This window comes from Buttiauxella sp. BIGb0552 (assembly GCF_004366275.1).
GTDB lineage: Bacteria > Pseudomonadota > Gammaproteobacteria > Enterobacterales > Enterobacteriaceae > Buttiauxella > Buttiauxella gaviniae.
The window spans coordinates 126,461-153,332 of sequence record NZ_SODY01000001.1 but is presented as its reverse complement, the minus strand read 5'-3'; the positions used below and the strand labels follow the sequence as shown (position 1 = coordinate 153,332).

Genomic DNA, 26,872 nt, shown 5'->3' with positions numbered 1-26,872 from the left:
ATTAATGTTTGTTTACACGCCCGGACATTTCGCGAACTTCGGATAACAGAGCGCTCCAGTCCTGTCGCCCACGCCCAGATTGTGTTGCAGCCTGGTAATAGGTTTCGGCAACCGCCCCCATCCCCAGTGGAGCACCTGTTTGTTGCGCGACATCAATAGCGATTCGCAGGTCTTTTAATGCCAGATCAACCATAAATGCAGGAGAAAGATCGCCTTTCAGGACTTTGCCCGGCCAGGTTGTTGTGAAATGACCTTTTCCGGCAGCGGTCCCACTCATCACCTTAATTGCCACGTTCAAATCCAGACCTAACGACTCGCACAGCACTGCAGCTTCGGCCGAGAGAGCATTTAATGCGATGCTCATATAGTTGTTGATGAGTTTCACGCGGATCCCCATTCCTGGCCCACCGGCCTCAACAATTTCCGACCCCATACATAGCAATACCTGGCGGGCACGTTCGACCTGATCCGGGTAACCCCCAGCCAGAATGAGCAAAGTGCCATCTTTTGCATTGATGGATGTTCTGCCTACTGGCGCATCCATCATGGAAAATCCCTTTTCTTTCATCTGCGCAATAAGTGCATCGGTCTGCAAGGGGTGAATAGTGGACATATCAATAACCAGCGCATCAGATGAAAGGGTTTCACAGACCCCCTTATCTCCCATCAATACCTGCCTGACGATGTCACCATTGGGCAGCATAGTAATTACCAGCTCTGCATCCTGCGCGGCATCCGCAGGTGTAAGTGCCGCAACGGCCCCCACACTGACAAGTTGCTCGACTGCATGTGGATTTAGATCAAAAACCTTCAGGCTATGCCCTTTGCTAACCAAATTACTGGCCATGGGAAATCCCATTTGACCGAGTCCGAGAAAAGCGATAGTTGTCATTCATCATCTCCTGCATTGAGTGAGTAAAAATAAACACACCTAAGAACCATTTCCGTCTGTTTTTGAGCATATTTGTAATTTATGGTTAAAAACCAGACATGCATCACCAATTTGATCATTTATGTCATTAAAATGAGTAAACAATGACAACGACACAATGGAATAGACAAATATGACCAAAATTGCATGTATAGGGATCGCCGTTCAGGATCGTATTTATTCAATCAAAGCCCTGCCGGCTGGAGGTGGGAAATATCAGGCACAACAGTATTTCGAAACAGGAGGTGGCCCCGCCGCTACAGCGGCTGTCGCGATAGCGCGATTAGGGGTGGAAGTAGATTTCATTGGCCGGGTGGGTGACGATAGTTGCGGAAATACGCTGATCTCAGAGCTGAACAGTTTTGGCGTGAATACACGCTACTGCCGTCAATATCCACAGGCCCGCTCATCACAATCAGCCATTTTGGTGGACCAACAGGGTGAACGTATCATCATTAACTACCCAAGCCCTGATTTGCCGATGGATGCTAAATGGATTGAAAGCATAGATTTTTCTGTTTACGACATGGTGTTGGGTGATGTCCGTTGGCATGACGGAACACTGCTTGCGTTTACTCTGGCGCATCAGGCGGGAGTTGCTACGTTACTTGATGCAGACGTCACGCAACAAGATATTACGCCATTAGTGGCTCTTGCCGACCATGCCGTCTTTTCCGCTCCAGGCTTATGCCGAATGACGGGTATTTCCGATGCCTGTGAAGGCCTCAAAAAAGCAGCAAAGAGTACTGATGGCAGCGTGTATGTCACTCAAGGTGCAGAAGGCACGCAGTGGATGGATGATGAGCGTTTGTGTCACCTTCCGGCTTATTCTGTGAATGTCATTGATACCACGGGAGCGGGGGATGTCTTTCACGGTGCACTTGCTGCAGCACTTGCAGAAAAAAGGCCTATAGATCAGTCTATTCGCTTTGCCAGTGCAGTAGCTGCGATGAAGTGTACTCAGCCGGGCGGGCGCGCTGGTATTCCTAATCGTGAGCAAACCGAATCATTTTTGTCAATTTGTGCGTAAAATAGTGCGTACTGATAGGGAATCAAACAGGAGTGTTCATGAGTATCACTGAACTAACCGGTAATCCACGGCACGATCAGCTCGTTCACTATATTGCTGAACGCGGATATATGAATATTGAAGATCTTGCACAATTGCTGGATGTTTCTACACAAACGGTGCGACGCGATATTCGAAAGCTTAGCGAACAAGGCTTGATTACCCGCCATCATGGTGGAGCGGGCCGAGTTTCCAGCGTGATGAACACTGCCTTCGAGCAGCGAGAACTCTCACTCACGCAAGAAAAACAGGCAATGGCGGAAGCGATTGCCGATTACATTCCCGAACGATGTACGGTTTTTATCACCATTGGCACTACGGTTGAAGCGATTGCCAGGGCCCTGTTAGGGCGTCGCGATCTCAGAATTATTACTAACAGCCTACGCGTTGCACAAATTTTGTATAAGAACCAGGACATCGAAGTGATGGTACCAGGAGGAACGTTACGCTCGCACAACGGTGGTATCGTGGGCCCAAGTGCAGTGAGTTTTGTTGAAGGGTTCAGAGCCGACTACCTGATAACCAGTATTGGTGCGATAGAAAGCGATGGCACTCTGTTGGAATTTGATGTCAATGAAGCAACGATTGCCAGAACAATGATGACGCACGCCAGGCATACACTCCTGGTTGCTGATCATACTAAATTCCACGCATCTGCCGCAGTTGCCATTGGCAATGCGCGCAGAGTAAAAGCCTTCTTTACCGATGTTAATCCACCCGCCACCTTTATCCAGCTTCTGGAACAGGAAAAAGTGGAATTGATCATTGCGGAACAGGAAGTCTCTTGAGGATATCCGTAAAAACGAACTAGCTGCCTTTTTTAAAGGTAGCTAGTTGCCAGACCAGCAAAACCACCGAAATGCAATAACTAGCTGATTTTTCTCGCCCCGGAAACTACCGCCGCCCCTATTCATTCCCTCACCCCCTCTTTGCAGAATTCAGGAATAATCCCAACGCCTGCGCCGTCTATGATTAATAGTTCGTTATAAAAATTTGAGCATCGCAGAGAGTTCCATTTTCCTGATGCAATCTTTCGAACACTGGAGGCGGTATGAGCAACCATGACCATGAAGCGAATAAAAGGCACTTGTATAGTGCAAGCAGCAACAGGAGCGGTAATCACTACCTTAATATTGAATATTATGGCTTTCGCCTGACAAGGCGGGAGCTTCTCAAGGTCGGTGTTGTGTCGGCCGCAACCGTGGCGATGACGCCAACTCATGCTTTTGGAGCGGGCGCGAACGCCACCACTCCCTCGCCTGAATTAGCGCGCGTAACGTTAAATGTTAACGGCGAATCCCACCAACTGGACGTTGATACACGAACCACACTTTTGGATGCGCTGCGCGAAAACCTGCACCTTACCGGGACCAAAAAAGGGTGCGACCACGGCCAGTGTGGCGCATGTACGGTTATCGTTGACGGTCGCCGGATAAACGCCTGCCTGACCCTTGCTGTGATGCAGCAGGATGCCGAAATCACCACCATTGAAGGTCTCGGTAAACCGGATAACTTGCACCCTATGCAGGCCGCCTTTATCAAGCATGACGGTTTTCAATGTGGGTACTGTACGCCAGGGCAAATTTGCTCCTCCGTTATGGTGCTCAAAGAGCTCGAAATGGGCATTCCAAGCCACGTCACCTCCGATTTGAATTCCCCCCCTCAGGCCACCACAGAAGAAATACGTGAACGTATGAGCGGCAACATCTGCCGTTGCGGCGCTTATTCCAACATTCTTGCAGCCATTGAAGATGTCGCCGGGGGGCAAAAATCATGAAAGCTTTTACTTTTGAGCGAGTAAAAACCCCGGCTGAAGCGGCAGCGAGCGCCCTACGTAATCCTGGTGCCAAATTTATTGCCGGGGGAACGAATCTTCTTGATTTGATGAAGCTTGAAATAGAGACGCCAACCCATCTGATTGACGTGAACGCTCTTACGCTGAACAAAATTGAGTCGACGGACGAAGGTGGTCTGCGCATTGGTGCGCTGGTGCGCAATACAGACCTCGCGGCAGACCCACGTATTCGTCGCGACTATGCGGTACTTTCCCGAGCGCTGCTCGCGGGCGCGTCAGGCCAGTTGCGCAATCAGGCAACCACTGCTGGTAATTTGCTCCAGCGCACTCGCTGCCCCTACTTTTATGATACCAACCAACCTTGTAATAAGCGGCTTCCCGGCAGTGGATGTGCCGCTCTTGAGGGTTTTAGCCGCCAACATGCGGTGGTCGGGGCCAGTCGAGCCTGTATCGCAACCCACCCCAGCGATATGGCCGTCGCTATGCGCCTGCTTGATGCTGTGGTAGAGACGGTCAGCCCGAACGGCCAGGTGCGCAAAATCCCGTTGGCAGATTTCTATCGTGCACCGGGTAACACGCCACATCTGGAGACGGCACTGACTTCAGGTGAATTGATCACCGCCGTTACCTTGCCTCCACCGCTGGGCGGCACTCATATCTACCGTAAAGTTCGAGACCGCGCCTCCTACGCCTTTGCTCTGGTTTCGGTTGCCGCCATTGTGCAGCCCGATGGAACCGGACGTGTCGCTCTTGGTGGTGTTGCGCACAAACCGTGGCGGCTTGAAGAAGCTGACCGGCAATTGAGCAACGGTAGCCAGAGCGTTTATGAAAGGCTGTTCGCTGATGCGCGCCCTACTCCTGAAAACGAATTCAAGCTGATACTGGCGCAGCGCACGCTCGCCTCGGTATTAATGCAAGCACGGGGATAAACCAATGAAATTTGATACTCCGGCAAAAGACAACCCAATAGACCAGCTCACCGTTGTTGGGCAGCCCCATGACCGTATTGATGGCCACCTGAAAACGACCGGCACTGCTCGCTATGCCTACGAATGGCATAACGAAGCAGCCAATGTGGCATATGGCTATGTGGTGGGCTCCGCCATTGCTAAAGGGCATATCAACTCAATTGATTTAGAAGCAGCGCGCAATGCCCCGGGCGTGATAACTATTGTGACGGCGGATAATGCCGGCCCGCTTGGAAAAGGTGAAAAAAACCCGGCAAAGCTACTCGCAGGCCCGACGATTGAACACTATCACCAGGCCATTGCCGTGGTGGTCGCAGAAACCTTCGAGCAAGCTCGTGCGGCGGCAGAATTGATTAAGGTCGATTATCGTCGCGAACAGGGTGCATACAATCTTGCCGAGGAAAAAACCAGCGTTACCACAGCAACTGAAGAAGAGCCTGACAAATCAACCGGCGATTTTGCCAGTGCCTTTGCCGCTTCTGCGGTGCAGTTTGATGCCACCTACACCACCCCAGATCAAAGCCACATGGCGATGGAACCGCACGCCTCAATGGCTGCGTGGGATGGAAATAAACTAACCCTATGGACTTCCAATCAGATGATTGACTGGTGTCGTAGTGACCTGGCAAAAACCCTGAAGCTCGCCAAAGAAAATATACGGGTGTTTTCGCCTTATATTGGCGGTGGTTTTGGTGGGAAGCTGTTCTTACGTAGCGATGCGCTGCTGGCGGCCCTTGGTGCTCGCGCGGCAAAACGCCCCGTCAAAATTGCTTTGCAAAGACCCTTTATTCCCAATAACACCACTCACCGCCCGGCAACCATTCAACATCTTCGCATCGGCACGGATAACACCGGGCGGATTAGCGCAATCTCACATGAGAGTTGGTCAGGTAATCTTGCTGGAGGCCCATCGGAAACAGCCGTTCAGCAAAGCGAGTTGCTGTATGCCGGTGCCAACCGCCATACCGGGCTGCGTCTGGCAAAACTTGACCTGCCAGAAGGCAATGCCATGCGCGCACCTGGAGAAGCGCCGGGATTGATGGCGCTGGAAATCGCTATTGATGAGGTGGCAGCAAAAGTGGGTATCGACCCGGTTGAGTTTCGCATTCTCAACGATACCCAGGTTGACCCTGCAAACCCTGAGCGATTCTTTTCACGCCGCCAGTTGGTTGAATGCCTGCGTACCGGAGCCGACCACTTTGGCTGGAAGCAGCGCAACGCTCAGCCTGCACAAATCCGCGATGGGCGTTGGCTTGTCGGCATGGGTGTTGCGGCAGGTTTTCGTAACAACCTGGTGATGAAATCGGGCGCGCGCGTTCATCTTGATGCACAAGGCATCGTCACCGTTGAAACCGATATGACGGATATCGGCACCGGCAGTTACACCATCATTGCCCAGACAGCCGCTGAAATGTTGGGCGTGCCGCTTGAAAAAGTCGTGGTGCGGTTGGGGGATTCAGATTTCCCTGTTTCGGCAGGTTCAGGCGGTCAATGGGGTGCCAATAGTTCAACGGCTGGGGTTTATGCTGCTTGTGTGAAGTTGCGCGAGGCCGTGGCAAACAAACTGGGCTTTGATCCGCAACAGGCGGTGTTTAGTCATGAACAAATACGCATAGGTGAGCGCTCAGCTCCTCTTAATGAGGCTGCTGCAACAGGGACGCTGACGGTTGAGGATGACATCGAATTTGGTGAGCTCGAAAAAAAATTCCAGCAATCCACTTTTGCAGCGCATTTCGTTGAAGTCGGAGTGGATATTGCAACCGGGGAAACGCGCGTTCGCCGAATGTTAGCAGTGTGCGCTGCTGGCCGAATACTTAACCCTAAAACAGCCCGCAGCCAGGTTATTGGTGCGATGACGATGGGGGTCGGGGCTGCGCTAATGGAGGAGCTAGCCGTCGATACTAGACTAGGTTATTTCGTTAACCACGACCTTGCTGGCTACGAAGTACCGGTACATGCCGATATCCCCGTGCAGGAGGTGATTTTCCTCGACGATGCCGATCCGGTCTCCTCACCCATGAAAGCCAAAGGTGTCGGTGAGCTGGGGTTGTGTGGCGTAAGTGCTGCCATCGCCAATGCCGTCTATAACGCGACAGGTGTGCGGGTGAGAGATTATCCCGTTACGCTCGATAAACTCCTGAAAGGGTTGCCCGAGTTAATTTGATACGTCTTTCTGCCTCTAAAAACTGGCAACTGCGCGAAGGTGCAGTTGCCAGTTTTTCCTGCCATCTTGATTAATCACCGCTAACGCTATGAACTTCCGTCCAGTTGTAATTGGTAAATGCCATTTGAACTTGCGCAGTAACATTGCCGTAATTATGGGATTGATGGGCAAGAAAATAGTCTCTGAAGCGTTGAGGAATAAACTCTGCCTGATAGCGTAAGAGTGTGCTGTGCCAGAACGGCGGGGGTAACGGGATGTCACCATGTCGGTCACGTAACTTCTCACGCCAGGGCGAATCCAGCAGTTGGTGCGCAAAGGCTGCTTTAGCCGACTGGCTTTCGACGTCTGGTGTTCCTGCAATCAGCAATTGATTAGGTAACGCCACCAGCCGCAGATTGCTAATAGTGGCAACCAGGTTCTGCGCATGCTCGGCGAAAATAGCCGGTAATTGCTGATCGAGCATCGAAATGTCGCGGAACTGATAAAGCGGCATTGTGATAGCAAAAAAAGTAAAATGCAGCCCGGTGTAAGGCATAACATCAGCGAGCGAGTCGTTATGTACAAGTTCATGTAACTCATACAGAAGTTGGCTCAATGGCGGAGTCAGCGCGGGCTGTATTCCGCTCGTAATCGCAAGCTTATGTGGCTCGTAAAAAGCCTCTTCACGCACTCGCCCGATATCGGGATGCGTTTTCCACTTAGCGAGAGCTTTCTCACTGGTCCGGGTATAAAGCTGTTGTAGTTCCTCAGAATTTAACAAGTTCACCTCTTCCACTGACTTTACACCCGTTCAAAATACCTCTTTTTTTCTCATTGTCTGAATTCTCGGTTTAAAACATTTCAGACCGATTCTCTCAACTACACTTAGTTGCGCAATTAAATCTAAGGAGCTCAGCATGTTTGACAAAACAACAGACAAACTCAACGAAGCAGCAGGTACTGCCAGGGAGTTATATGGCAGACATACCAACAACCCTGATGATGAATTTAAGGGTGCGGCCAGAAAGTATGCGTCGCAAGCCAGTTACGCAGTAAGAGATGCAACAGATAATGTGCGGGATCAGGTGTCAACCAACCCTATTGCCGGTTTAGCGATTGCCGCGGCGGTTGGTGTGGTATTTGGCTTCTTGCTGGGTCGTAAATAACAAAATGGGCTGTTAGCAACAGCCCATCAACCTACTATTTTTCAATGATTTCAGTGATCACCAGCCAGGAACGGCCCCACCATTAAAGATAGTTTCAGCCGCTTTCGCAACTTCCGGTGACTGATAAGATTGCAGGAACTCTTTCACATTTTCCGCATCTTTGTTGTCTTCACGAGCAACCAGGATGTTCACATATGGCGAGTTTTTATCTTCGATAAAGACGCTATCATGCACCGGCGACAAGCCTGTTTGCTGGATGTAAGTCGTACTAATAATCGCCACATCAACTTTCGCATCGTCTAACACGCGTGGTAGCTGTGCCCCTTCCAACTCCATAATATTCAGATGGCGTGGGTTTTCAGTAATATCCAACGCGGTTGGCAGCAGTCCTTTACCCTCTTTCAGGGTGATAAGCTTTTCTTTTTGCAGCAGCAGAAGAGCACGCCCCAGATTGGTTGGGTCATTCGGGATTGCAACAGTGGCACCGTCTTGTAGCTGATCTACCGTCTTTATTTTTTTCGAATAACCGGCCATTGGGAACACGAAGGTATTACCCACGGCCACTAATTTGTAGTTATGCGCTTTGTTGTCTTGCTCGAGGAATGGGCGATGCTGGAAAACGTTGGCATCTAACTCACCATGGTTGGTGGAGTCATTTGGTAGCAATGAACCGCTGAACCCGACCAATTCCACATCCAGGCCATACTTCTCTTTAGCGACTTTTTTCGCGACTTCAGCCACATCCTGCTCTGCGCCGTTAATCACACCGACTTTAATATGTTTCGCATTACTGCTTTGTTGGTCACAGCCCGCCAGCATCAAACCTGCCAACAAGACAGCCCCAATCCGTAAGTGAGGTATCGTCAATCGCACGCTTTTTTCCTTAAAAAATAACTGCCAATGTGTAATGAAACGACTATAGCAGGATGCCTGTTGTGGTTTATAAAACCAAAAAGGTATCAATTAGAAGGAAAAAGCATATACGCGTAATCAATTTTTTTCTGGCAGACAAACCAACAACAATCCGAGGAAAATCACGCTCACGCCGACAAGTTTGCCCATACTGAAACTCTCGCCCAGCCACGGAACCCAAATGGCCGCAGCCCACACCAGAACATAACTTAGACTCAGTAGCGGGTAAGCTTTACTCAGCGCTATTTGCCGCAATGCAAAAAACCAACAAGCCATTGAAAAGACATAGGCAAGTAACCCGACTAGCAACGCTTGCGCGCCAGGGGTTGCACTCATAAAAGCGGCAAACAGTTCGTCGTGCTTTTCAACCGGGGGCAGTGCCATCATCGCCCATTTCATGATGAGCTGCGCGCAACTGACTAACAGCACGCTCATCAATGCCCAGAAGTAGCCCATCAGGCAGCCCCTCCCAGAATGGAGATCCCAACGATAATCAACAAAATCCCCAACCAATGGCGAAGCGAAACAACCTCATGCCAGATAAAGCGCGCAGCAAGAGTGATAAATATGAAATTCAGGCTTAGCATCGGGTAGGCCACGCTGACGGGGATGCGCTGTAAGACCAGCAACCACAACAGCATAGCGCAACCGAGTAACGTAACGCTTAATGCCAGCCAGCCGAATAAGTGGCGGCGACCTGGCCGCCAGGTGGCCTGTTTTTGGCAAAGCTGGCCTCCACAACTCAATAGGCTGGCCAGCACAATCAGCAAATAACTCATGGCGTTTGTTCGTAGAAGAAGAGAACAAAGCGCCCTTTGCGATAGAGTTGGTCTGGCGCAGGTACATCATTATCTTCTGGCACTTTGTTTTTCGACAGCAACATAACCAAAGAAACATTCCCTTCTTTACGGTGAGTTGCCAGCCAGTTGGCAAAGTCTTCGCGAGAGACAAAGTTATCTTTGGCATCAGCGAAGTTTGTCAGGCCGTAGTTCAGCTCACCTGGTTTTGCATACATCGTAATGTCATCACGCTTTAGCTCCCAGGCAATGCCGGCACCAACGCCAACACTGTCGGCAAGAATGTAGCGGCTGTTTTCCAATTCCGGGCGTACCACATCGATAAAGGGCTGCGGAAGTTTAGAATCGATAACTTTGTCTGGAACAACCCCGCCAACCAGTAGTGCCAGGCCTAGTGGACACAGTGCGGCCCACTGCCAGAGTTTCGCGTGGTTGCGCGTGGTGAAATACCCCACCAGTGCCCAAACCAGAAACGCGATGCTGGCCTGAATCACTTTGAGTACTTCATTGCTGGCATAGACCGGATGTTTCGCAAGCCCCCATGGTGCCAGCACCAACAGGATAACCAGCGTACAAATCCCACCAAAAACAGTGTTAATCCAGCCATTCACTTTTAGCGTTTTTGCAGATGCAGCCAGTTGTGTCGCGTGGCGTGCAAGCAAGATAGCCAGCGGTGCGAAGCACGGCAGAATATAGGTTGGCAGCTTACCTTTCGCGATACTGAAAAATAGCAGCGGCATGACCACCCAACCCAGGACATAAAGCGTTCCGCTCTCTATTTTGCGCTCTTGCCAGCCACGCTTTAACGCGCCAGGCAACAAAGCAACCCACGGCAAACATCCGGCAATCAGGAACGGGATGTAATACCAAAATGGCGCTTTATGCTGCGCATCTTTCTCAGCAAAGCGTTGGATATGCTCAACCCAGAAGAAATAGTGCCAGAAAGTTGGCTCCGCTTTAGCGATAGCCAGTGCCCATGGCAAGGTAATGGCAGTCGCACTCAATACTGCAAGTGGCCCGAACAACAGCACCTCTTTCCAGCGTTTTTGTGCAATCACCCACGGCAACACGCCTAATACTGGGACGGCTAGCGCCAGAAAACCTTTTGTCATAACCCCCATGCCGCAAACGAGGCCAAGCAACAAATAGCCCCCTGCTTTTGCCGCCGTCGTTTGCGCATTTGCCGCCCACCAGAAACTGCACATAGCAGCCACCAGCCAGAGTGTGATCATCGGGTCAAGAACCGCATAGGTGCCGACACCGTAAACCAGCAGGCAGGTCAGGAATATGACACCTGAGAGCACTGCGACTGTTTTATCTCGCCATAAACGAAATGCCAGCCAGGCCACCATTAGCGCACTGAGCGTAATGGAGAAAACGGACCCAAAACGTACCGCAAAGTTGTTATGGCCGAAGATCAGTTGGCTGAGGTTATTGATCCAGTATCCGGCAACAGGTTTCTCAAAATAACGTACATCCAGAAAATGCGGGACAATCCAGTTCCCCGCAGCCAGCATTTCCCGGCTTATCTCCGCATAGCGCGTTTCATCCGGTTGCCAGAGCGCGCGAAATTCCAATGGCAGCAGGTAAAGCAATGCAAAACCCAGGATCAGAAAAAGCGAATATTTGACTGATTTCATCCATCTATATCCAAATATGCCCAAAATAATTCGAGTTGCAGCCAACACCCCGCAGCTTGAATTATGATGGGGATTGGCAACCCAGCCAGCCTTCGCGGCCAGAAATAACACCACGCACCACTTTGCCCAACGGCAATGTAGATAAATCTTCAGGTAACAGTTCGCTCAATGGGCAAAACTGAATACCTTCCTGCGCAGCCATGGTGAGCAACTCACTAAAATCCTTACGCATTACAATCCCTTCCACTTCAGCGTGGATGGTATACACCGGGGTTCCGGCATCTTGTTTAATGCGATCAAGGATAAAACGGTTATAGCCTTCACGACTGACACCCTCGCCAATCACTTCATCCCAGGTTGGGAGCGTTACCGGAATTTGCACCGTCCCCGTACTGCCATCAGGAAGTAACGGTAGAAAGGGTGTTGTTCCACGGCAATCGCTGTTGTAGCTGAAGCCGAATGGCTCTTTTGCCCGCACGACCCGCTGGTCTGCTCGCCAGCCAGCAACTGCTGAACATGTCACGGGTTGTTCGATAATTTGCGCCAGGGTGTCCATCCCGAGACGAATTTGCGTCTCGAGATGATTGTTGTCCCAGACACCCGCCCAGGTTTGCCACGCGAAGTGATCCCAGGCGTGCAAGCCGACTTCATGATGATCTGCCGCCGCCGAGATTATCTCTGCATTGCCTGCGCCAATTTTGCGCCCAGGCCATGCGGTTCCCGCCAGCAGAATATCCCAACCGTAGAGCGATGCCGCTTTAGAGCGCAGCATCTTCCACAAGAATTGCGGTTTCACCAGCCGCCACAAATGGCGGCCCATGTTATCCGGGCCGACGCTGAAGAAAAATGTGGCCTGAATACCGTGCAAACTTAAGATCTCAAGAAGATGCGGAACCCCTTGTTGGGTACCCCGCCATGTATCTACATCAATGCGCAGGCCAACTTTTCTCATGCCTGAGGTTCCGTCAGTTCAACTGTTTTAAGGAAGAAATCCAGGGTCTCATCAATGGTTTGTTCCATTTCAACCGTAGGTTTCCAATTCAATAAACGATGGGCATTGCGAATACTTGGCTTGCGGTGTTCCACATCCTGGTAACCCTTGCCGTAATAAGTGCTGCTTTCCACTTCACGGAAGCCGGAAAACGGCGGGAAATGGCTACGCAATGGGTGCTTTTCAAAGCTCTCCAGCAGCATTTGCGCCAGTTCTTTAATACTCGCTTCGTTATCCGGGTTACCAATGTTGATGATTTGCCCATCACAGTTGCTGTTTTTATTCTCGATAATGCGGAACAACGCTTCGATACCATCGCTGATATCAGTAAAGCAGCGTTTTTGTTTACCACCATCAATCAGCTTAATCGGCGAGCCTTCGACCAGGTTAAGAATCAATTGGGTAATTGCGCGCGAGCTACCGATACGTGCGGCATTAAGGTTATCCAGGCGTGGACCCATCCAGTTAAACGGACGGAAAAGCGTGAAACGTAAGCCCTCTTTTTCGCCATATGCCCAGATAACGCGGTCAAGAAGCTGTTTAGAAACCGAGTAAATCCAGCGCTGTTTATTGATAGGTCCAACAATCAGGTTCGAGTTATCTTCATCGAACACTTTGTCGGTGCTCATACCATAAACTTCCGACGTAGATGGGAAGATAATGCGTTTTTGATACTTCACGCAGTCACGAATGATTTTGAGGTTTTCTTCAAAATCCAGCTCAAACACACGCAGCGGGTTACGGGTGTATTCAATTGGTGTGGCGATGGCAACCAGCGGCAGCACGACATCACATTTCTTAATGTGATACTCAATCCATTCGGAGTGAATACTGATATCACCTTCCACAAAGTGGAAACGCTCATTGCCGATGAAACGACTAATAGCATCAGAACCGATATCCAGGCCGTAAACTTCGAAGTTATCGTCCTGCAACAGGCGTTCGGTCAGGTGGTTGCCGATAAAACCATTCACTCCGAGGATCAGCACGCGAGTGCGACGTTTTATTGCGGATACCGGCTGGTTACTGAGCAATGCACCCGCTACCAGGCCAAGGGTTTGCGCCAGTTGAGAACCCTGCATGTAGACGCCGTTTTCGGTTTGACCAGTAACGATTTCCAGTGCACCGCCACCGGTGGCAATGACAAGCGGACTTACAGATAACACTGTTCCCGCTTTCGCAGACTGAAGCCCTTCGAGCACGCGCCCTTTCCAGACAACAAATTTAGCACCACCCACATAGCTAAATGCACCCGGCCAAGGATCGGTCACCGCGCGAATCAGATTGTTAATTTCGTTCGCCGGAGATTGCCAGTTAATGCAGCCATCCTGTGGCGTGCGACGGCCAAAAATGGTCGCTTCGCTGTGGTCTTGCTCAACCTGCGGGAAATGCCCAGTTTTGATAACCGGAAGAATACCTTCAAGCAGGTGGGACGCCGCGTTAGTCAATTTATGATGCAGCGTTAAGGCCGTTTCTTCCGGGGCAATAGCCACTCGATGTTGCGCCACAATGGCACCAGCATCTGCACGGCTAACCATACGATGCAGCGTGACGCCCGTTTCAGTTTCGCCTTTCACCAGCACCCAGTTCAGCGGTGCACGGCCACGGTAATGCGGCAGCAACGAACCATGCAGGTTAAAGGCCCCTACCGTCGCGCTATTGAGAATTTCATCGCACAGCAAATTGCGGTAGTAAAACGAGAAAATCACATCGGGCTGAGCGGATTTAATACGATCAACCCACAAAGGGTGATTCACATCATCCGGGGCATAAACTGGAATGCCATGTTCTGCGGCGGTGCGAGCCACTGACCCAAAAAAATGGTTTTCAGAAGGTGAATCAGGGTGGGTGTAAATAGCGGTAATGTCATAACCGGCAGCTACCAGTGCATTAATGCCTGCACACCCAATGTCGTGATAAGCAAATACAACAGCTTTCATTGATGATTTTCCTCTGAAGTTGAAACTGAGTCGCGGCTAACTACGCGCTGAATAAAATAACGAGGGCGGGCGCGGACATCGGTATAAATACGGCCGATGTATTCACCCAGCAGTCCCATGCCCACGAATTGCGCGCCGATAAACATAAACAGCACCGCAAATAGCATGAACACTCCTTCTGCCGCCCATTGCGGCCCGAAGGCAAGACGTAAAACAACCAGCAGAACTGAAAGCGTAAAGCCCAGCACCGCGATGATGCTGCCGAACACACTGAGCATGCGCAGTGGCGTGGTGGTCAGGCAGGTCACCAGGTCGTACATAAGGTTAATTAAACGCATAAAGCTGTATTTGGAATCGCCAAACTCACGCTCGGCGTGATGTACCGGGATCTCGGTCGCTTTACGGGCAAAGGTGTTTGCCAGAATAGGAATAAAAGTGCTGCGTTCATGGCAATTAAGCATCGCGTCGATGATATGGCGGCGATAGGCGCGCAACATGCAGCCATAATCCCCCATCGCTTTGCCGGTAGTGCTTTGAATCAGGCGGTTAATCAGGCGCGAAGCTCGCTTACGGAACCAGGTATCCTGGCGGTTCTGGCGTACTGTCCCCACCACGTCGTAGCCTTCATCAGCTTTTGCCACCAAACGTGGGATCTCTTCCGGCGGGTTTTGCAAATCTGCGTCGAGGGTAACAATCAAATCCCCGGTGACGTGGCTAAACCCAGCCATTATCGCGTTGTGTTGGCCGTAATTACGGTTGAGCAACACCGCAACAATATGGCTACCGGGCAATTGGGCCGCATCATTCAACATGGAAGCGGATTCATCGCTACTGCCATCATCGACCAGCAAAATTTCGTAATCCTTACCCAAGGTTTCGCAGGCGGCCGTAGTTCGCCTGATAAGTTCGGGTATGCTTTCTTGTTCGTTATAAATCGGGATAACCACAGAGACTTTGTGGATCGGTAAAGGGGTCATCATATTATTTTCCTGCAACTTCACGTAATGCGTTGATTACGCGTGAGACGTCGTCATCTGACATCGTTGGAAATAACGGAATGGAGCAAATACGATCGCTGTTCCATTCGGTATCAGGTAAAGAGAGTGTTGGATAGCGTTCGCGGTAGTACTTCTGTGTATGTGCGGCTCGGAAATGCAGCCCAGTGCCAATACCCTTATCTTTTAAAGCCCCCATAAATTCATTACGGGTAATTCCACAACGAGATTCATCAATACGTAAAATAAAAAGATGCCAGGCGTGTTTATGTGCCCATTGAGGATGAATTAGCGGTAAATAAGGCGTATTGACCAACTCAGCTAAATAACGTTCAGCTATTTCAGTTCGCCGCGCGTTATGTTGTTCAAGTTTGTTTAACTGCACCAGGGCAATGGCTGCATTAATATCTGCGAGATTGTATTTGTACCCTGGAGTGATCACTTCTGCCTGTGGAGCGCGCCCCTGGGTCTGGCGGTCAAAAGCATCAACACCGAGTCCGTGAAACTTCAGACTACGCATCCGGTTAGCAAACTGTTAGTCGTCAGTGACAATCAACCCACCTTCAGCACAAGTCATGTTTTTAATGGCGTGGAAGGAGAAAATTGCCGTCCCACGGTCGCCTACATGCTTGCCTTTATAGTGGGTTCCAGCGGCATGTGCTGCATCTTCAATTACAGGAATTCCGTGACGTTCACCTACCGCGCGGATGGCGTCGATATCTGCTGGAGCCCCAGCGTAGTGCACAGGAATAATGGCTCGTGTGCGTGGTGTAATGGCCGCTTCAATGCTTTCAGGCGTTACCATCAGGGTGTCGCGGTCAACATCGATCATCACCGGTTCGGCACCTAACAACACAATCATGTTCAGTGTGGAAACCCAGGTCAAAGAAGGAGTAATCACTTCATCACCAGCCTGGATGCCCAATGCCATCAATGCGACATGCATGCCCGCCGTCGCAGAGCTGACTGCAATGGCGTGCTTATTGCCTGTTAACTCGCAAAATGCCTCTTCGAGAGCCTGATTTTTGGGGCCTGTTGTTATCCAACCAGACTGCAAAACTTCACTCACAGCAGCGAGTTCTTCTTGCCCCATAGCGGGGCGTGAGAAGGGCAGAAATTCACTCATTGGATATCCCTGTAATTAAGTAGAAACTGTATTAATCATGAAGCAGGTTAATTAAATAAAAGCACAACATGATTGATTCACAATGCTGCTATCTAAACCGCTATTAAATTAAAGCCAACTTAGCAGAGATTTCTTAGGCCAATATTAAGACATGAATAATTTGAATAAATAAATCGAGATAAACACCAGGCAATTAAGTTCACACAATTGCCACAAAAGCCAAAAACCAAAAAGCTCCCCACTTCTTTTCTTTATATGAATTCATTGAATAGCCGTTTAGTTTTTATCGCGTGGAATACATTAAGGTTAAATTAAGGTTGGTCGTTAATAATCACACTCACACATACACCGCTTGTGGTCTACAGTAGAAATGCCGATGGCAAACCCATCCTGCTCGCCTGTGTATCAATAGTATAAAAATGAACCTGTTGGAGATGTTAATGCCCGTACTTTTCAGGATGAAGGTTATCCCGCTGATTTTACTGTTGGCGGTGGTCTTTGCCTTCTTACTCAACTGGCCCGTGTTACTGCATTTTTACGATATTTTGACCCATCTTGAGCATGTAAAAATCGGTTTCGTTATCTCCATACCTTTCGTGTTAGTTGCGGCTCTCAATTTCGTCTTTATGCCCTTCTCTATTCGCTTTCTATTGAAGCCATTTTTTGCCTTGCTGTTAATTACTGGCTCCATGGTCAGTTACTCCACGCTGAAATATAAAGTGATGTTTGATCAATCAATGATTGAAAACATCATTGAAACGAACCCGCAAGAAGCTCATTCCTATCTGAATGGTTCGATAATTTTATGGATTCTTTTGACCGGTGTACTGCCTGCTATCTTATTGTTTTTAATTAAAATTGAATATCCAGCAAGATGGTACAAAGGCATCGCATATCGCCTGTTGTCGATGGTGGCATCGCTGGCGCTTATTGCAGGTGTTGCAGCGCTTTACTACCAGGATTACGCCTCTGTTGGGCGTAACAACTCAACGCTTAACAAAGAAATTATTCCGGCTAACTACGTCTACAGCACCGTTCGCTATCTGAAGGATACGTACTTTACGACCAAAGAACCCTTCCAGTCGCTGGGCGATGACGCCAAACGTGTTGCCAATAAAGAAAAACCAACGCTGATGTTTCTGGTGATTGGTGAAACGGCCCGTAGCCAGAATTTCTCGATGAACGGTTACTCGCGTGATACCAACGCCTTTACCAGCCAATCCGGCGGCGTTATCTCATTTAAAGATGTTCACTCCTGTGGCACCGCCACCGCAGTTTCCGTACCGTGCATGTTCTCGAATATGAACCGCACCGAGTACGACGGCAAGAAAGCGTACAACAGCGATAACTTCCTCGATATTGTGCATAAAACGGGGGTTTCTGTGCTCTGGAAAGAGAACGATGGAGGCTGTAAAGGTGTGTGTAGCCGCATTCCGACTATCGAAATCAAGCCAACCGATAACCCAAAACTGTGTGATGGCGAAACTTGTTATGACGATGTGATGCTGGAAAATCTTGATGCTGAAGTGGCTAAAATGGCCGGAGACAAACTGGTCGCCTTCCATATGATTGGCAGCCATGGGCCGACCTATTACCAGCGTTACCCAGCAGAGCATCGTCACTTCATGCCGGAGTGTTCACGCAGCGATATTGAAAACTGTACCCAAGAGCAGTTGGTCAATACCTACGACAACACCATTCGCCACACTGACTATGTGTTAGCGCAAATGATTGAGAAGCTCAAAAAATACAGTGACCAGTACAACACAGTGCTGCTGTACGTTTCCGATCACGGTGAGTCATTAGGGGAAAGTGGCCTGTATCTACATGGTACGCCGTACAAACTGGCCCCGGATCAGCAAACGCATATCCCGATGCAGGTGTGGATGTCACCGGGCTTTATCGCCGAGAAACACATCAACATCTCTTGTTTACAAGATAACGCGGCGAAAAAACCGTATTCCCATGACAACCTGTTCTCATCGGTTCTCGGGCTTTGGGACATCAGCACCAGTGTCTACCAGTCGGGCAGCGATCTGTTCCGCGAATGCCGGGGTTAACTCACAGCGGGTAGAGGCATAACGCTTTGCGGCAACCGCAATCAGGGTTGCCGCATAACTTTATAAAGGCTTATATGAAACAGATTACTTTCAGTGATATGCAACAGCAAAGTGAGCTGGCGGCAAACTCCCCTCGCTTACGCACTCACCGTAGTTTTCATCCCGAATTGAGCGACCCGGTGCAGCGACTGGCTGTTGCCATGGAGCCGGGAACCTATGTTCGCCCCCACCGCCATCCCCACACATTTGAACTATTGATATCACTCAGCGGCCGCTTTCTGGTATTGAATTTTGATGATCACGGCACAGTGACTCGCCGCGTTGTTTTAGGCGAAGAGTGCAAGGCGCTGGAGATGGACGCCGGAACCTGGCACACAGTATTGTCACTGGATAAGGGCGGTGTAATTTTTGAAGTGAAACACGGTGGCTATCAGCCCATTGCAGAACAAGACGCTGCCTCCTGGGCACCCACCGAAGGTGAAGTGGGCACCGTTCAATTAATGAAATGGTGTGCGCAAGCCCAGGTGGGTGACGGCGGTTTTACGCGGTAATTGCCAACTTTAATCCACCAGAACGCAGGCATGACCGTTGACCGCAAGTTTCACCGCCATCCCAACTTGCCAGTTTTGCTGGCTGATGGTTTTCACCTGCAAAGGTGTGGGCCAACCCGGTGAGGACAGCGTCAGCGTCGAAAGATAACCAGTAAAATCCACATCAATGATCGTCACAACAGGCTGAGGTTCTGAATCGCCCTTAAGTAGCGAAATAACCACTTGTTCCGGGCGCAGCATAATACGCCTCTCGCCGCTAAAGTGAGGATTATCCGCCGGGATACTACCCAGTTCACAGCGTGCAAATCCCCCACTCAGCTGCGCTTTGAATATCAACGCATCGCCAAGAAACAGTGCGGTGGCCTCATCGACAGGCTGCGAATAGACCTCGACGGGTGAGCCCACCTGTGTAAAGCGCCCATCACGAATCACCGCAATCTGGCTGGCAAAAGAGAGGGCTTCATGTTGATCGTGCGTGACCAGAATAGAGGCGACACCAGCATGGGTCAGTAATTCAGCCGTGGCTTTGCGGGTCGCAGCTCGCAGCCCGGTATCGAGTGCCGAAAAAGGCTCATCCAAAAGCATTAACACCGGCTCTTGTGCCAGTGCCCGAGCCAGCGCCACACGCTGCTGTTGCCCGCCAGAAATCTCATGCGGCCAGTGGTGTTGCAGGCGACTGTCGAGCGATACAAGTTCCATCAACTCCGCCACGCGTCGGCGGTTTTCATGTTTTGAACCATTCAAGCCGTAGGCAATGTTATCGCCCACTTTCATATGTGGGAAAAGCGCGCCTTCCTGTGGCACAAAACCAATACCGCGCTGGTGTGCTGGAATAAATGTGTTCTCATCAAAAAGCGTTTTCCCGGATAGCGTGATTCGCCCGCTATCCGGCGTTTCAAAACCGGCGAGAATGCGCAGCAACGTGGTTTTCCCCGAGCCGGATGGCCCAACAATCACCGTACGGCTCGCAGGCAGTACCGATAGGCTGAGATTTTCCAGTACCGATGTCTGACCAAATTTTTTAGAAATATTCGCAAGTTCAATCATCTTACAGACCCGCTAGTTTTTGAGACTGCACATAAAGAATTCCCGTCAGCGGCAGCGAGATAAGAATCATCAGCAACGCATAAGGTGCGGCGGCAACATAATCTATTTCGCTGGTGAGCGCCCAGAAGCCCGTCGAGAGCGTACGTGTGCCCAATGGTGACAGTAAAAGCGTTGCGGTGAGCTCATTGGTTATGCCAAGAAAAACCAGCGCCGCCCCAGCGGCAGCACCCGGTGCTGCAAGCCGCAAAGTGATACTGCAAATGGCCTGAGCCTGAGTTTTACCTAAACTACGGGCCACGTTTTCAAGCTCTACAGGGGCTTGAGCAATACCAGCGCGCAGGTTGATTAGCGCTCTTGGCGTAAACATCAGCAAATAAGCAAGAAACAACGTGATTTCAGTCTGATAGATAGGACGCATGTAATTAATAGTTACCGTGACCAACGCCAGGGCGACCACAATCCCCGGCAGCGAGCTAGTAAAGTAATTACATGCTTCAAGCACACGAAATAGCGGGCGCGGATGGCGTACTGAAAGCCATGCTATCGGGACCCCGGCAAGAATAATAAGCAACGCGCCGCCTGATGCCAGCAGCAAGGTCTGGCGCAGTGAAAGCCAGAGATCGGCATGATTCCAGTTTTCTATACCACCCAACCATAGCCAGCGGAACAACACCGCGAGCGGGACAACTAACGCCAGCAGTATCACGGTAAGGGAAAATAGCTGCCCCAAAACACTCAACGGCACATTCAGATGCAGGCGGTTTTGTTCGCGTGGGGATCCGGCTCCCACTCGCGCGTAACGCGCCTTGCCCCGAGTGACACCTTCAAGTGTCAGGAATACCAGGCAACATAGCGCCAGTACGCCTGCCAACATGTTGGCCGCAGGCCCACTGAATGTAGACTGGAACTGGTCATAGATGGCCGTGGTGAAAGTATCAAAACGGATCATCGCATACAGTCCATACTCCGCCAGCAAATGCAGCGTCACCAGCAAGGCCCCGCCCCAAATCGCGAGCTTTAGTTGCGGCAGAACAATACGGAAAAAGACCGCCCATGGCGGTGTACCCAACGAGGCGGCAACGTCTTCCAGCGTCGGGTCCAGCCGGCGTAAAACAGCCGCAACAGGGAGATAAATAAAGGGGTAATACGCCAATACAGACAAAAACACGCCTGCTGATAAGCCATGTATTGATGGCACCGCGCTGACCCAGGCATAACTTTGTACAAAAGCAGGAATCGCAAGCGGTGCTACGGCAAGCATCGACCAGATGCGCCTGCCCGCAAGCGTGGTTCGTTCAGTAAGCCAGGCAAGTAACGTGCCCACCGCCACAGACAGTGGCACAGCGATGGCCACCAGCAGCAACGTGTTGATGAGCAGCTCAGCAACACGCGGGCGAAAGATGAGTGCCTTCACTGTTTCCCAGCCAGTATCAAAACCGATGATCACAACAAAAGCGGGCGGGATTAGCGCGAGCATCGAGAAGAAAATCGCAAGCAGCACCATCACAAACGCAGGCCGGCGTTGCACAGTTCGGCTGTTAATATTGAGGCTATCGGTAATATTGACCACGGACATCAGGCACTCATCGCTATATTAAGGAATCAAAGAAGGCCAGCTTCAGTCATTAGATCAATGACTTTTTTGCTGTTGAGCGAAGATGCTTCAACTTTTGGCGCATCCAGGTCTTTCAGCGGAAGCAGTTTCGGGTTAGAGGCAGCATTCACGCCGACCGCATATTCAAACGCATCATTAGTACGCAAAGTGTCCTGGCCAGATTTACCCGTAATCCACTTCATGAATGCCTGAGCTTGCTGCCGGTGTTTGCTTGAGGCCAGCACGCCGCCACCAGAGATACTGACAAATGCGCCTGGATCCTGATGTTTAAAGTAGTGGAGTTCAGTGTTTTTGCTGTTTTCACCAGTTTTGGCCTGGTCAACGAAACGGTAATAGTGGTAGATAACCCCGCCGTCGATCTGCCCGGCATTCACCGCTTTCATCACGGTGCTGTTGCCTTTATAGGCCACGAAGTTGGTCTTCATTGCTTTGAGCCACTCAAGGGTTGCCTTTTCGCCTTTCAATGCCAGAACAGCACTGACGATAGCCTGGAAATCAGCCCCTGACGGAGAAGCGGCCCAGCGCCCTTTCCACTCGGGTTTCGCCAGATCCATTAAGGATTTCGGCAATTGTGCTTCGCTCAGTTTTGCTGGGTTATAGACGAAAACGGTGCTACGTGCAGCAATACCAATCCAGCGACCATGCTCAGGTCGATAGGCTGGTGCAACCTGCTCCAGCGTGCTTTTATCCAGAGGCGCGAACAATTTGGCGTTATCAACCAGCACCATCGCCGGTGAGTTTTCAGTCAGAAACACGTCCGCCGGAGACTTGCTGCCTTCCTGAACCAGTTGATTACCCAGTTCGCTGTCGCCGCCATTACGCAGTGTGACTTTAATGCCGGTTTCTTTCGTGAAACCGTCAACCCACGACTGAACCAGGTTCTCATGCTGTGCGTTATAAACCACGATTCCTTCGTTGTTATCGGCTGCACCGGCGAACGAAGTCAGCAAAACAGAGGAAGTCACCATTGCGATTGAACACAGGGACGATACGCCAAATTTCATAAGTTAATCCTTCATAATAATGATTACATAACACCAGAATGCATAGCGAGGCGGATTAAACCACAGCAAAATGGGAACGCTAATGAAAATTGTTATCATTTTTAAACAAAGGTGAGAAATGTTGCAGAACGAAAGTTTACTAAGATAAAAATCCTGATTTAGCATTGCGGGAGTTATGAAGATTAAAAAAACCTTAAGAATAAACTGCTAAATCGGGTGTATTTGAACGGGAGCCTCCGTGCTCCATACGTTAATAAGGGTCTTTTACAGGATTTTCTTCAGGTTCATCTCTTTCTGAATGGGTTCACAATAGGCCGCCTGTGCTTTGCTAGCCTCTTCAACAACCGCTTTCACAGCTCCGGCCTTTATCCCGAAACTGCAAAGGAGAAAGCTGGACATGGTTCTTAAAAAAACGTGAGTAAACGGAATGCGAAGAGAATCCCAGGCAGTCGCTGATTTCCTGAATCGAGAGCGTCGATTCACGCAGCATGCGCATCGACAGTAGCAACTGCTGCTGGTTTAGAAGCTGAGTGAACGTCGCTGACTCGAGTTGCAAACGGCGGTTGAGTGTCCAGCGGCTAATCCGCAGATCCTGGCATACCTTTTCCAGTATTGAATTTGCTGATGTTTCCTGCCCTGACAAATAGCAATGCTCAATCAACGTATTTACCGCAGCTGTAAGCGGTGGCTCTTTGAAAATCTGTTTTTTGAGTGCGCTGACATGGCTCTTTTGTAAGCGGTTCAACAGCGGGTTAAATGTGGTGTTTTCGCAATCCAGATAGCGGTTATCCAGAATAATGGCGTCGTGCTCCTGGCGCAGCAAGCAGTTTTTATTGAACAGATCGTTCACCAGCGTCTGATGGTGGACCGCTGATTCCGTCAGTTCTATTTGCATACTCATACCTGGGGAATAACTCTTCAAGATGCTGCCAAGCAACACCAGATTAAAGATGGCTGAAGGATTATTAACAGAGTGTGGAGCATGGTTTTTATATCTTACACGGGTATGTGACTGCCCTTTTTCTATAAAAAGATCATCACAATTACCAATCAGAAACCGGTTATCCGAATAACTCCATAATGCTGATTCCAGTGTTTTTTCATTCAGGCACAGACCTATTAACTCGGGGAAAATAGCGTGGGAATGTTCAACACTATTAATGTAAATAGTTTCCGGAATAGCACTTCCATAGAGCGTTTTGTTAAGCCCACTAATTTTTGCCATTAATTGATAATGGTTATGTTCAGTAATACGCCCGAAGGGTTTGTCTATTTCATGAGTTGACAAACCCAAGCCCCCTAACAAGCTATTTGTGTCAATTCCTTTTTGACGTAAATTATTAAGACTTGTCCTATATATTGAATTAGATACGCTTCTGCTAAGCATGTGGACCTTGCACAAAGTTGAACGTTAATATTCTTTTTGTAATGTTAATGTATTGTAGCATTCTGCATTATTTTGAGATACCACTCACAAAAAAACGCCCTGCTCCCAGGAGCACAGAATTAGCTTTCCATTGCAAAGTCGCCCGCCATTTATCTGGTTATTATTCCGCTGCTGTTGATGTACTTACCTTTGCGAAACCTGGATATATACCCTACATAAATAAGGCCAATAACAATGGAATCCTTAAGCGTTAAATCAAAATTGAATACCCTGACAATCTGTCTCACCCTGGCATTAGCCGGAATAGTTTCTGGTTGTAATGACGACGATGATGACGACAACCAGGAAGAACCGCCTGTCTCACAAGTCAAAGACGCCGCGTATTACCAAAAAATGGCCAAAGAAGCCGCGGGTAAAATGAGCGTTGAAGAAAAGCTTAATATGGTGGTCGGGCCAGGAATGGATCTTGGTAATGGCGAATATCCGGCAACCAATAATAAAAATGATGTATCCGGTGTTGCCGGTTATATCAATGGTGTAAAAAGCGACAAACTGGATATTCCTGCGGCAAAATTAGCCGATGGTCCCGCTGGATTGCGAATTAATAGTACGCGTAACGGCAGTTCTGAAACTTTCTATGCCACCGCCTGGCCAATTGGTTCTTTACTGGCTTCATCCTGGGACACCAAATTAGTGGCCCAAGTGGGTAAAGCGATGGGCGAAGAAATTAAAGAATATGGCGTCGACTTTATTCTCGCACCGGGTATGAATATTCAACGTAACCCGCTGAATGGGCGTAATTTTGAATATTACTCTGAAGACCCACTGCTGAGCGGGAAAATTGCCGCCGCTATGGTAGATGGTGTGGAGTCAAATGATGTCGGCACCACCATTAAACACTTTGTTGCCAACAACTCAGAAACCAACCGTAACTCCATCGATACCATCGTATCGCCTCGCGCCATGCGTGAGATTTATCTGCGCGGTTTCCAGATAGCTGTAGAAGAAGCGCAGCCGTGGGCGGTGATGTCGTCATATAACAAACTTAACGGCACTTACACCAACGAACGCCGCGACCTGCTAACCGATATTTTGCGTAATGAGTGGGATTTTAAAGGGTTGGTAATGTCCGACTGGCTGGCAGGCACCCCGCAATTAACGGGCTGGAAACAGTTAAAAGCGGGTAATGACCTGATTGAACCAGGTGGATTTACCGACCCGGTAACCGGTGCTTTCAACAATACTGGTGTGTTGGCCGCACTGAAAGACTCTTATAAAAAGGGGGATATCAGCGAAGCAGATGTCACGGTTAACGTGGAACATATTCTCTCGCAAGTCTTCCAGTCCCCTTCTTATAACAACTACGCCGCGTCCAATAAACCTGATCTCGAACAACACCGTGTACTGGCACGCCAGGCTGCGGCAGAAAGCATGGTGTTGCTAAAAAATGACAACCAGGCGCTGCCATTAACGCCACGTTTGAAGCTCGCAAGTTTTGGGGTTAGCCAGATTGAAACCATCAAAGGTGGCACCGGTAGCGGCCAGGTTAACAATGAAGCGACCATCATGCTGTCCGAGGGCTTGCAACAGCAGTACACCGTTGATGAGTCGCTAACCTCCTTCTACCGCGATTACTACGCGCAAAATAAAGTTGAGCACCCGGGCTTTGTGGCCTCGATCGGCACCTACTTTACCTGTGACGACCCGGCAATTGACCCAGCAGTGGTTGAAAGTGCCGCACAGAACAATGATGCAGCACTGATCACTATCGGGCGAATCGCGGGTGAAGGCGTGGACCGCACCAATACCCGTGGCGACTACCTGCTGACCGAAAATGAACTCAATTTGATTCAGAATACATCTGATGCATTCCATGCTGCAGGCAAGAAAGTGGTTGTCGTGCTGGATGTCTCTGCCATCGTCGATACCAGCGAGTGGGCCGATAAAGTCGATGCCATTTTGCTGTCGTATCTGCCAGGCCAGGAAGCGGGCTTTGCCATCACCGACGTTCTCTCAGGCGTCGTCAACCCAGGGGGCAAACTGGCACAAACCATTCCACAATCTTATGCCGATGTCCCTTCTGCGACCACCTTCCCGGGCAAAGACACCAACGGCGACGGCACACCAGATGAAATCTCTTATAACGATGACATCTACGTGGGCTACCGCTACTACAGCACCTTCAGCAAACCGGTTGCCTGGCCGTTCGGCTACGGCCTTTCCTACACCACCTTTGGTTATGACGGCGCGGCAGTTGAGTCGAACACCCTGGGTAATGGCGCAAAAGGTGGCATCACACTCAGCGTTTCGGTGACCAACACCGGCAACGTTGCCGGTAAAGAAGCAGCCCAAGTCTATATCAACGCACCAGAAGTTAAGCTGAAAAAACCGGCTCTTGAGCTTAAATCCTTCAGCAAAACAGACAGCCTGCAACCAGGTGCAAGCCAGAAGCTAACCTTCACTATCCCTGCCAAAACGCTGGCAAGCTTCGATCCGCAAAAGAACCAGTGGATTGTTGAGCCTGGCACTTACAAGGCCTGGGTTTCTCCTTCTTCCGACGTAACGGGTCGTGAACCTGTGACCTTCAACGTTAGCGAAGAAATTGTGGTCAGCAACACCACTCCGGGTGCGCTTGCACTTCCGGCGGGTGTGAACGCCGCTGATTTTGTCACCGTAAGCCAGTAAGTCAATCCAGGGCGAGTTCGCTCTCGCCCCGGTCAAAAAGGCAATCAGTG

General features: G+C 50.0%; 22 protein-coding genes and 1 pseudogene. 9 read left to right on the top strand and 14 right to left on the bottom strand.

The features are described from left to right. Nucleotide 1: 1 nt before the first annotated feature. Nucleotides 2–892 carry a sulfolactaldehyde 3-reductase gene (gene yihU / locus EDF88_RS00690; protein ID WP_134182228.1) on the bottom strand — a complete coding sequence of 297 codons (891 nt, stop codon included), beginning with the start codon at nucleotides 890–892 and terminating at the stop codon, nucleotides 2–4. 172 nt (nucleotides 893–1,064) lie between these two features. Between yihU and EDF88_RS00685 the strand changes: the two genes are divergently transcribed. The 5 genes from EDF88_RS00685 to paoC all read left to right on the top strand — a co-directional run bounded on the left by EDF88_RS00685 (nucleotide 1,065) and on the right by paoC (nucleotide 6,927). Further along, nucleotides 1,065–1,961 carry a PfkB family carbohydrate kinase gene (locus EDF88_RS00685; protein WP_134182226.1) on the top strand — a complete coding sequence of 299 codons (897 nt, stop codon included), beginning with the start codon at nucleotides 1,065–1,067 and terminating at the stop codon, nucleotides 1,959–1,961. A gap of 38 nt (nucleotides 1,962–1,999) precedes the next feature. Further along, nucleotides 2,000–2,788 carry a DeoR/GlpR family DNA-binding transcription regulator gene (locus tag EDF88_RS00680; RefSeq protein WP_134182224.1) on the top strand — a complete coding sequence of 263 codons (789 nt, stop codon included), beginning with the start codon at nucleotides 2,000–2,002 and terminating at the stop codon, nucleotides 2,786–2,788. A 365-nt stretch (nucleotides 2,789–3,153) separates the two neighbouring features. After that, entirely contained in the window at nucleotides 3,154–3,777 is a 624-nt protein-coding gene (gene paoA / locus EDF88_RS00675) for an aldehyde dehydrogenase iron-sulfur subunit PaoA (protein WP_134183210.1), read from the top strand. Beyond that, nucleotides 3,774–4,724, top strand: coding sequence for a xanthine dehydrogenase family protein subunit M (locus EDF88_RS00670; protein WP_134182222.1), 951 nt, complete (start codon nucleotides 3,774–3,776; stop codon nucleotides 4,722–4,724). The genes paoA and EDF88_RS00670 overlap by 4 nt, the downstream gene beginning before the upstream one ends. A 4-nt stretch (nucleotides 4,725–4,728) precedes the next feature. Further along, nucleotides 4,729–6,927, top strand: a complete 2,199-nt coding sequence (gene paoC, locus EDF88_RS00665) for an aldehyde oxidoreductase molybdenum-binding subunit PaoC (protein WP_134182220.1) — start codon at nucleotides 4,729–4,731, stop codon at nucleotides 6,925–6,927. Between the two features lie 70 nt (nucleotides 6,928–6,997). Here paoC and EDF88_RS00660 read toward each other — a convergent pair whose 3' ends face one another. Beyond that, on the bottom strand, nucleotides 6,998–7,687 hold the full coding sequence (locus EDF88_RS00660) for a hypothetical protein (protein WP_134182218.1): 690 nt from the start codon (nucleotides 7,685–7,687) through the stop codon (nucleotides 6,998–7,000). 136 nt (nucleotides 7,688–7,823) lie between these two features. On the opposite strand from EDF88_RS00660, the gene EDF88_RS00655 reads away from it, so the two are divergent. Continuing rightward, nucleotides 7,824–8,072: a DUF883 family protein gene (locus tag EDF88_RS00655; RefSeq protein WP_064511796.1), complete on the top strand. Its 249-nt coding sequence runs from the start codon at nucleotides 7,824–7,826 to the stop codon at nucleotides 8,070–8,072. Between the two features lie 57 nt (nucleotides 8,073–8,129). On the opposite strand, the gene nlpA is transcribed toward EDF88_RS00655, so the two are convergent. The 8 genes and pseudogenes from nlpA to arnB all read right to left on the bottom strand — a co-directional run bounded on the left by nlpA (nucleotide 8,130) and on the right by arnB (nucleotide 16,473). Beyond that, nucleotides 8,130–8,945 (bottom strand): lipoprotein NlpA, encoded by an 816-nt coding sequence (gene nlpA / locus EDF88_RS00650; protein WP_064511797.1) that lies wholly within the window; start codon nucleotides 8,943–8,945, stop codon nucleotides 8,130–8,132. 117 nt (nucleotides 8,946–9,062) lie between these two features. After that, nucleotides 9,063–9,443 (bottom strand): 4-amino-4-deoxy-L-arabinose-phosphoundecaprenol flippase subunit ArnF, encoded by a 381-nt coding sequence (arnF, locus tag EDF88_RS00645; protein WP_074391969.1) that lies wholly within the window; start codon nucleotides 9,441–9,443, stop codon nucleotides 9,063–9,065. Then, nucleotides 9,440–9,763: a 4-amino-4-deoxy-L-arabinose-phosphoundecaprenol flippase subunit ArnE gene (arnE, locus tag EDF88_RS00640; protein ID WP_134182216.1), complete on the bottom strand. Its 324-nt coding sequence runs from the start codon at nucleotides 9,761–9,763 to the stop codon at nucleotides 9,440–9,442. Before arnE ends, arnF begins: the two co-directional genes overlap by 4 nt. After that, nucleotides 9,760–11,421, bottom strand: coding sequence for a lipid IV(A) 4-amino-4-deoxy-L-arabinosyltransferase (gene arnT / locus EDF88_RS00635; RefSeq protein WP_134182214.1), 1,662 nt, complete (start codon nucleotides 11,419–11,421; stop codon nucleotides 9,760–9,762). The genes arnE and arnT overlap by 4 nt, the downstream gene beginning before the upstream one ends. A 61-nt stretch (nucleotides 11,422–11,482) precedes the next feature. Continuing rightward, nucleotides 11,483–12,373, bottom strand: a complete 891-nt coding sequence (gene arnD, locus EDF88_RS00630) for a 4-deoxy-4-formamido-L-arabinose-phosphoundecaprenol deformylase (RefSeq protein WP_064511801.1) — start codon at nucleotides 12,371–12,373, stop codon at nucleotides 11,483–11,485. Then, complete coding sequence (gene arnA, locus EDF88_RS00625) at nucleotides 12,370–14,352, bottom strand: bifunctional UDP-4-amino-4-deoxy-L-arabinose formyltransferase/UDP-glucuronic acid oxidase ArnA (RefSeq protein WP_134182212.1); 1,983 nt, start codon at nucleotides 14,350–14,352, stop codon at nucleotides 12,370–12,372. Before arnA ends, arnD begins: the two co-directional genes overlap by 4 nt. Next, complete coding sequence (gene arnC, locus EDF88_RS00620) at nucleotides 14,349–15,332, bottom strand: undecaprenyl-phosphate 4-deoxy-4-formamido-L-arabinose transferase (RefSeq protein WP_064511803.1); 984 nt, start codon at nucleotides 15,330–15,332, stop codon at nucleotides 14,349–14,351. Before arnC ends, arnA begins: the two co-directional genes overlap by 4 nt. A gap of 1 nt (nucleotide 15,333) precedes the next feature. Further along, nucleotides 15,334–16,473: pseudogene (gene arnB, locus EDF88_RS00615) on the bottom strand (UDP-4-amino-4-deoxy-L-arabinose aminotransferase). A gap of 440 nt (nucleotides 16,474–16,913) precedes the next feature. Between arnB and EDF88_RS00610 the strand changes: the two are divergent. Next, nucleotides 16,914–18,533 carry a phosphoethanolamine--lipid A transferase gene (locus EDF88_RS00610; RefSeq protein WP_134182210.1) on the top strand — a complete coding sequence of 540 codons (1,620 nt, stop codon included), beginning with the start codon at nucleotides 16,914–16,916 and terminating at the stop codon, nucleotides 18,531–18,533. A 74-nt stretch (nucleotides 18,534–18,607) separates the two neighbouring features. Beyond that, entirely contained in the window at nucleotides 18,608–19,084 is a 477-nt protein-coding gene (locus EDF88_RS00605) for a WbuC family cupin fold metalloprotein (protein WP_134182208.1), read from the top strand. 9 nt (nucleotides 19,085–19,093) lie between these two features. Here EDF88_RS00605 and EDF88_RS00600 read toward each other — a convergent pair whose 3' ends face one another. From EDF88_RS00600 to EDF88_RS24625, 4 genes are all read right to left on the bottom strand, one after another. Beyond that, nucleotides 19,094–20,131 (bottom strand): ABC transporter ATP-binding protein, encoded by a 1,038-nt coding sequence (locus EDF88_RS00600; RefSeq protein WP_134182206.1) that lies wholly within the window; start codon nucleotides 20,129–20,131, stop codon nucleotides 19,094–19,096. A gap of 1 nt (nucleotide 20,132) precedes the next feature. Beyond that, nucleotides 20,133–21,707, bottom strand: a complete 1,575-nt coding sequence (locus EDF88_RS00595; RefSeq protein WP_166671928.1) for an iron ABC transporter permease — start codon at nucleotides 21,705–21,707, stop codon at nucleotides 20,133–20,135. Between the two features lie 26 nt (nucleotides 21,708–21,733). Further along, on the bottom strand, nucleotides 21,734–22,750 hold the full coding sequence (locus tag EDF88_RS00590; RefSeq protein WP_134182204.1) for an iron ABC transporter substrate-binding protein: 1,017 nt from the start codon (nucleotides 22,748–22,750) through the stop codon (nucleotides 21,734–21,736). A gap of 337 nt (nucleotides 22,751–23,087) precedes the next feature. Further along, the gene (locus EDF88_RS24625) at nucleotides 23,088–23,645 is read right to left on the bottom strand and encodes a helix-turn-helix domain-containing protein (protein WP_166671927.1); all 558 of its coding nucleotides are present in this window, start codon (nucleotides 23,643–23,645) and stop codon (nucleotides 23,088–23,090) included. Nucleotides 23,646–24,371: 726 nt separating this feature from the next. Between EDF88_RS24625 and EDF88_RS00580 the strand changes: the two genes are divergently transcribed. After that, nucleotides 24,372–26,822, top strand: coding sequence for a glycoside hydrolase family 3 C-terminal domain-containing protein (locus EDF88_RS00580; protein ID WP_134182200.1), 2,451 nt, complete (start codon nucleotides 24,372–24,374; stop codon nucleotides 26,820–26,822). The last annotated feature ends 50 nt before the right edge of the window (nucleotides 26,823–26,872 follow it).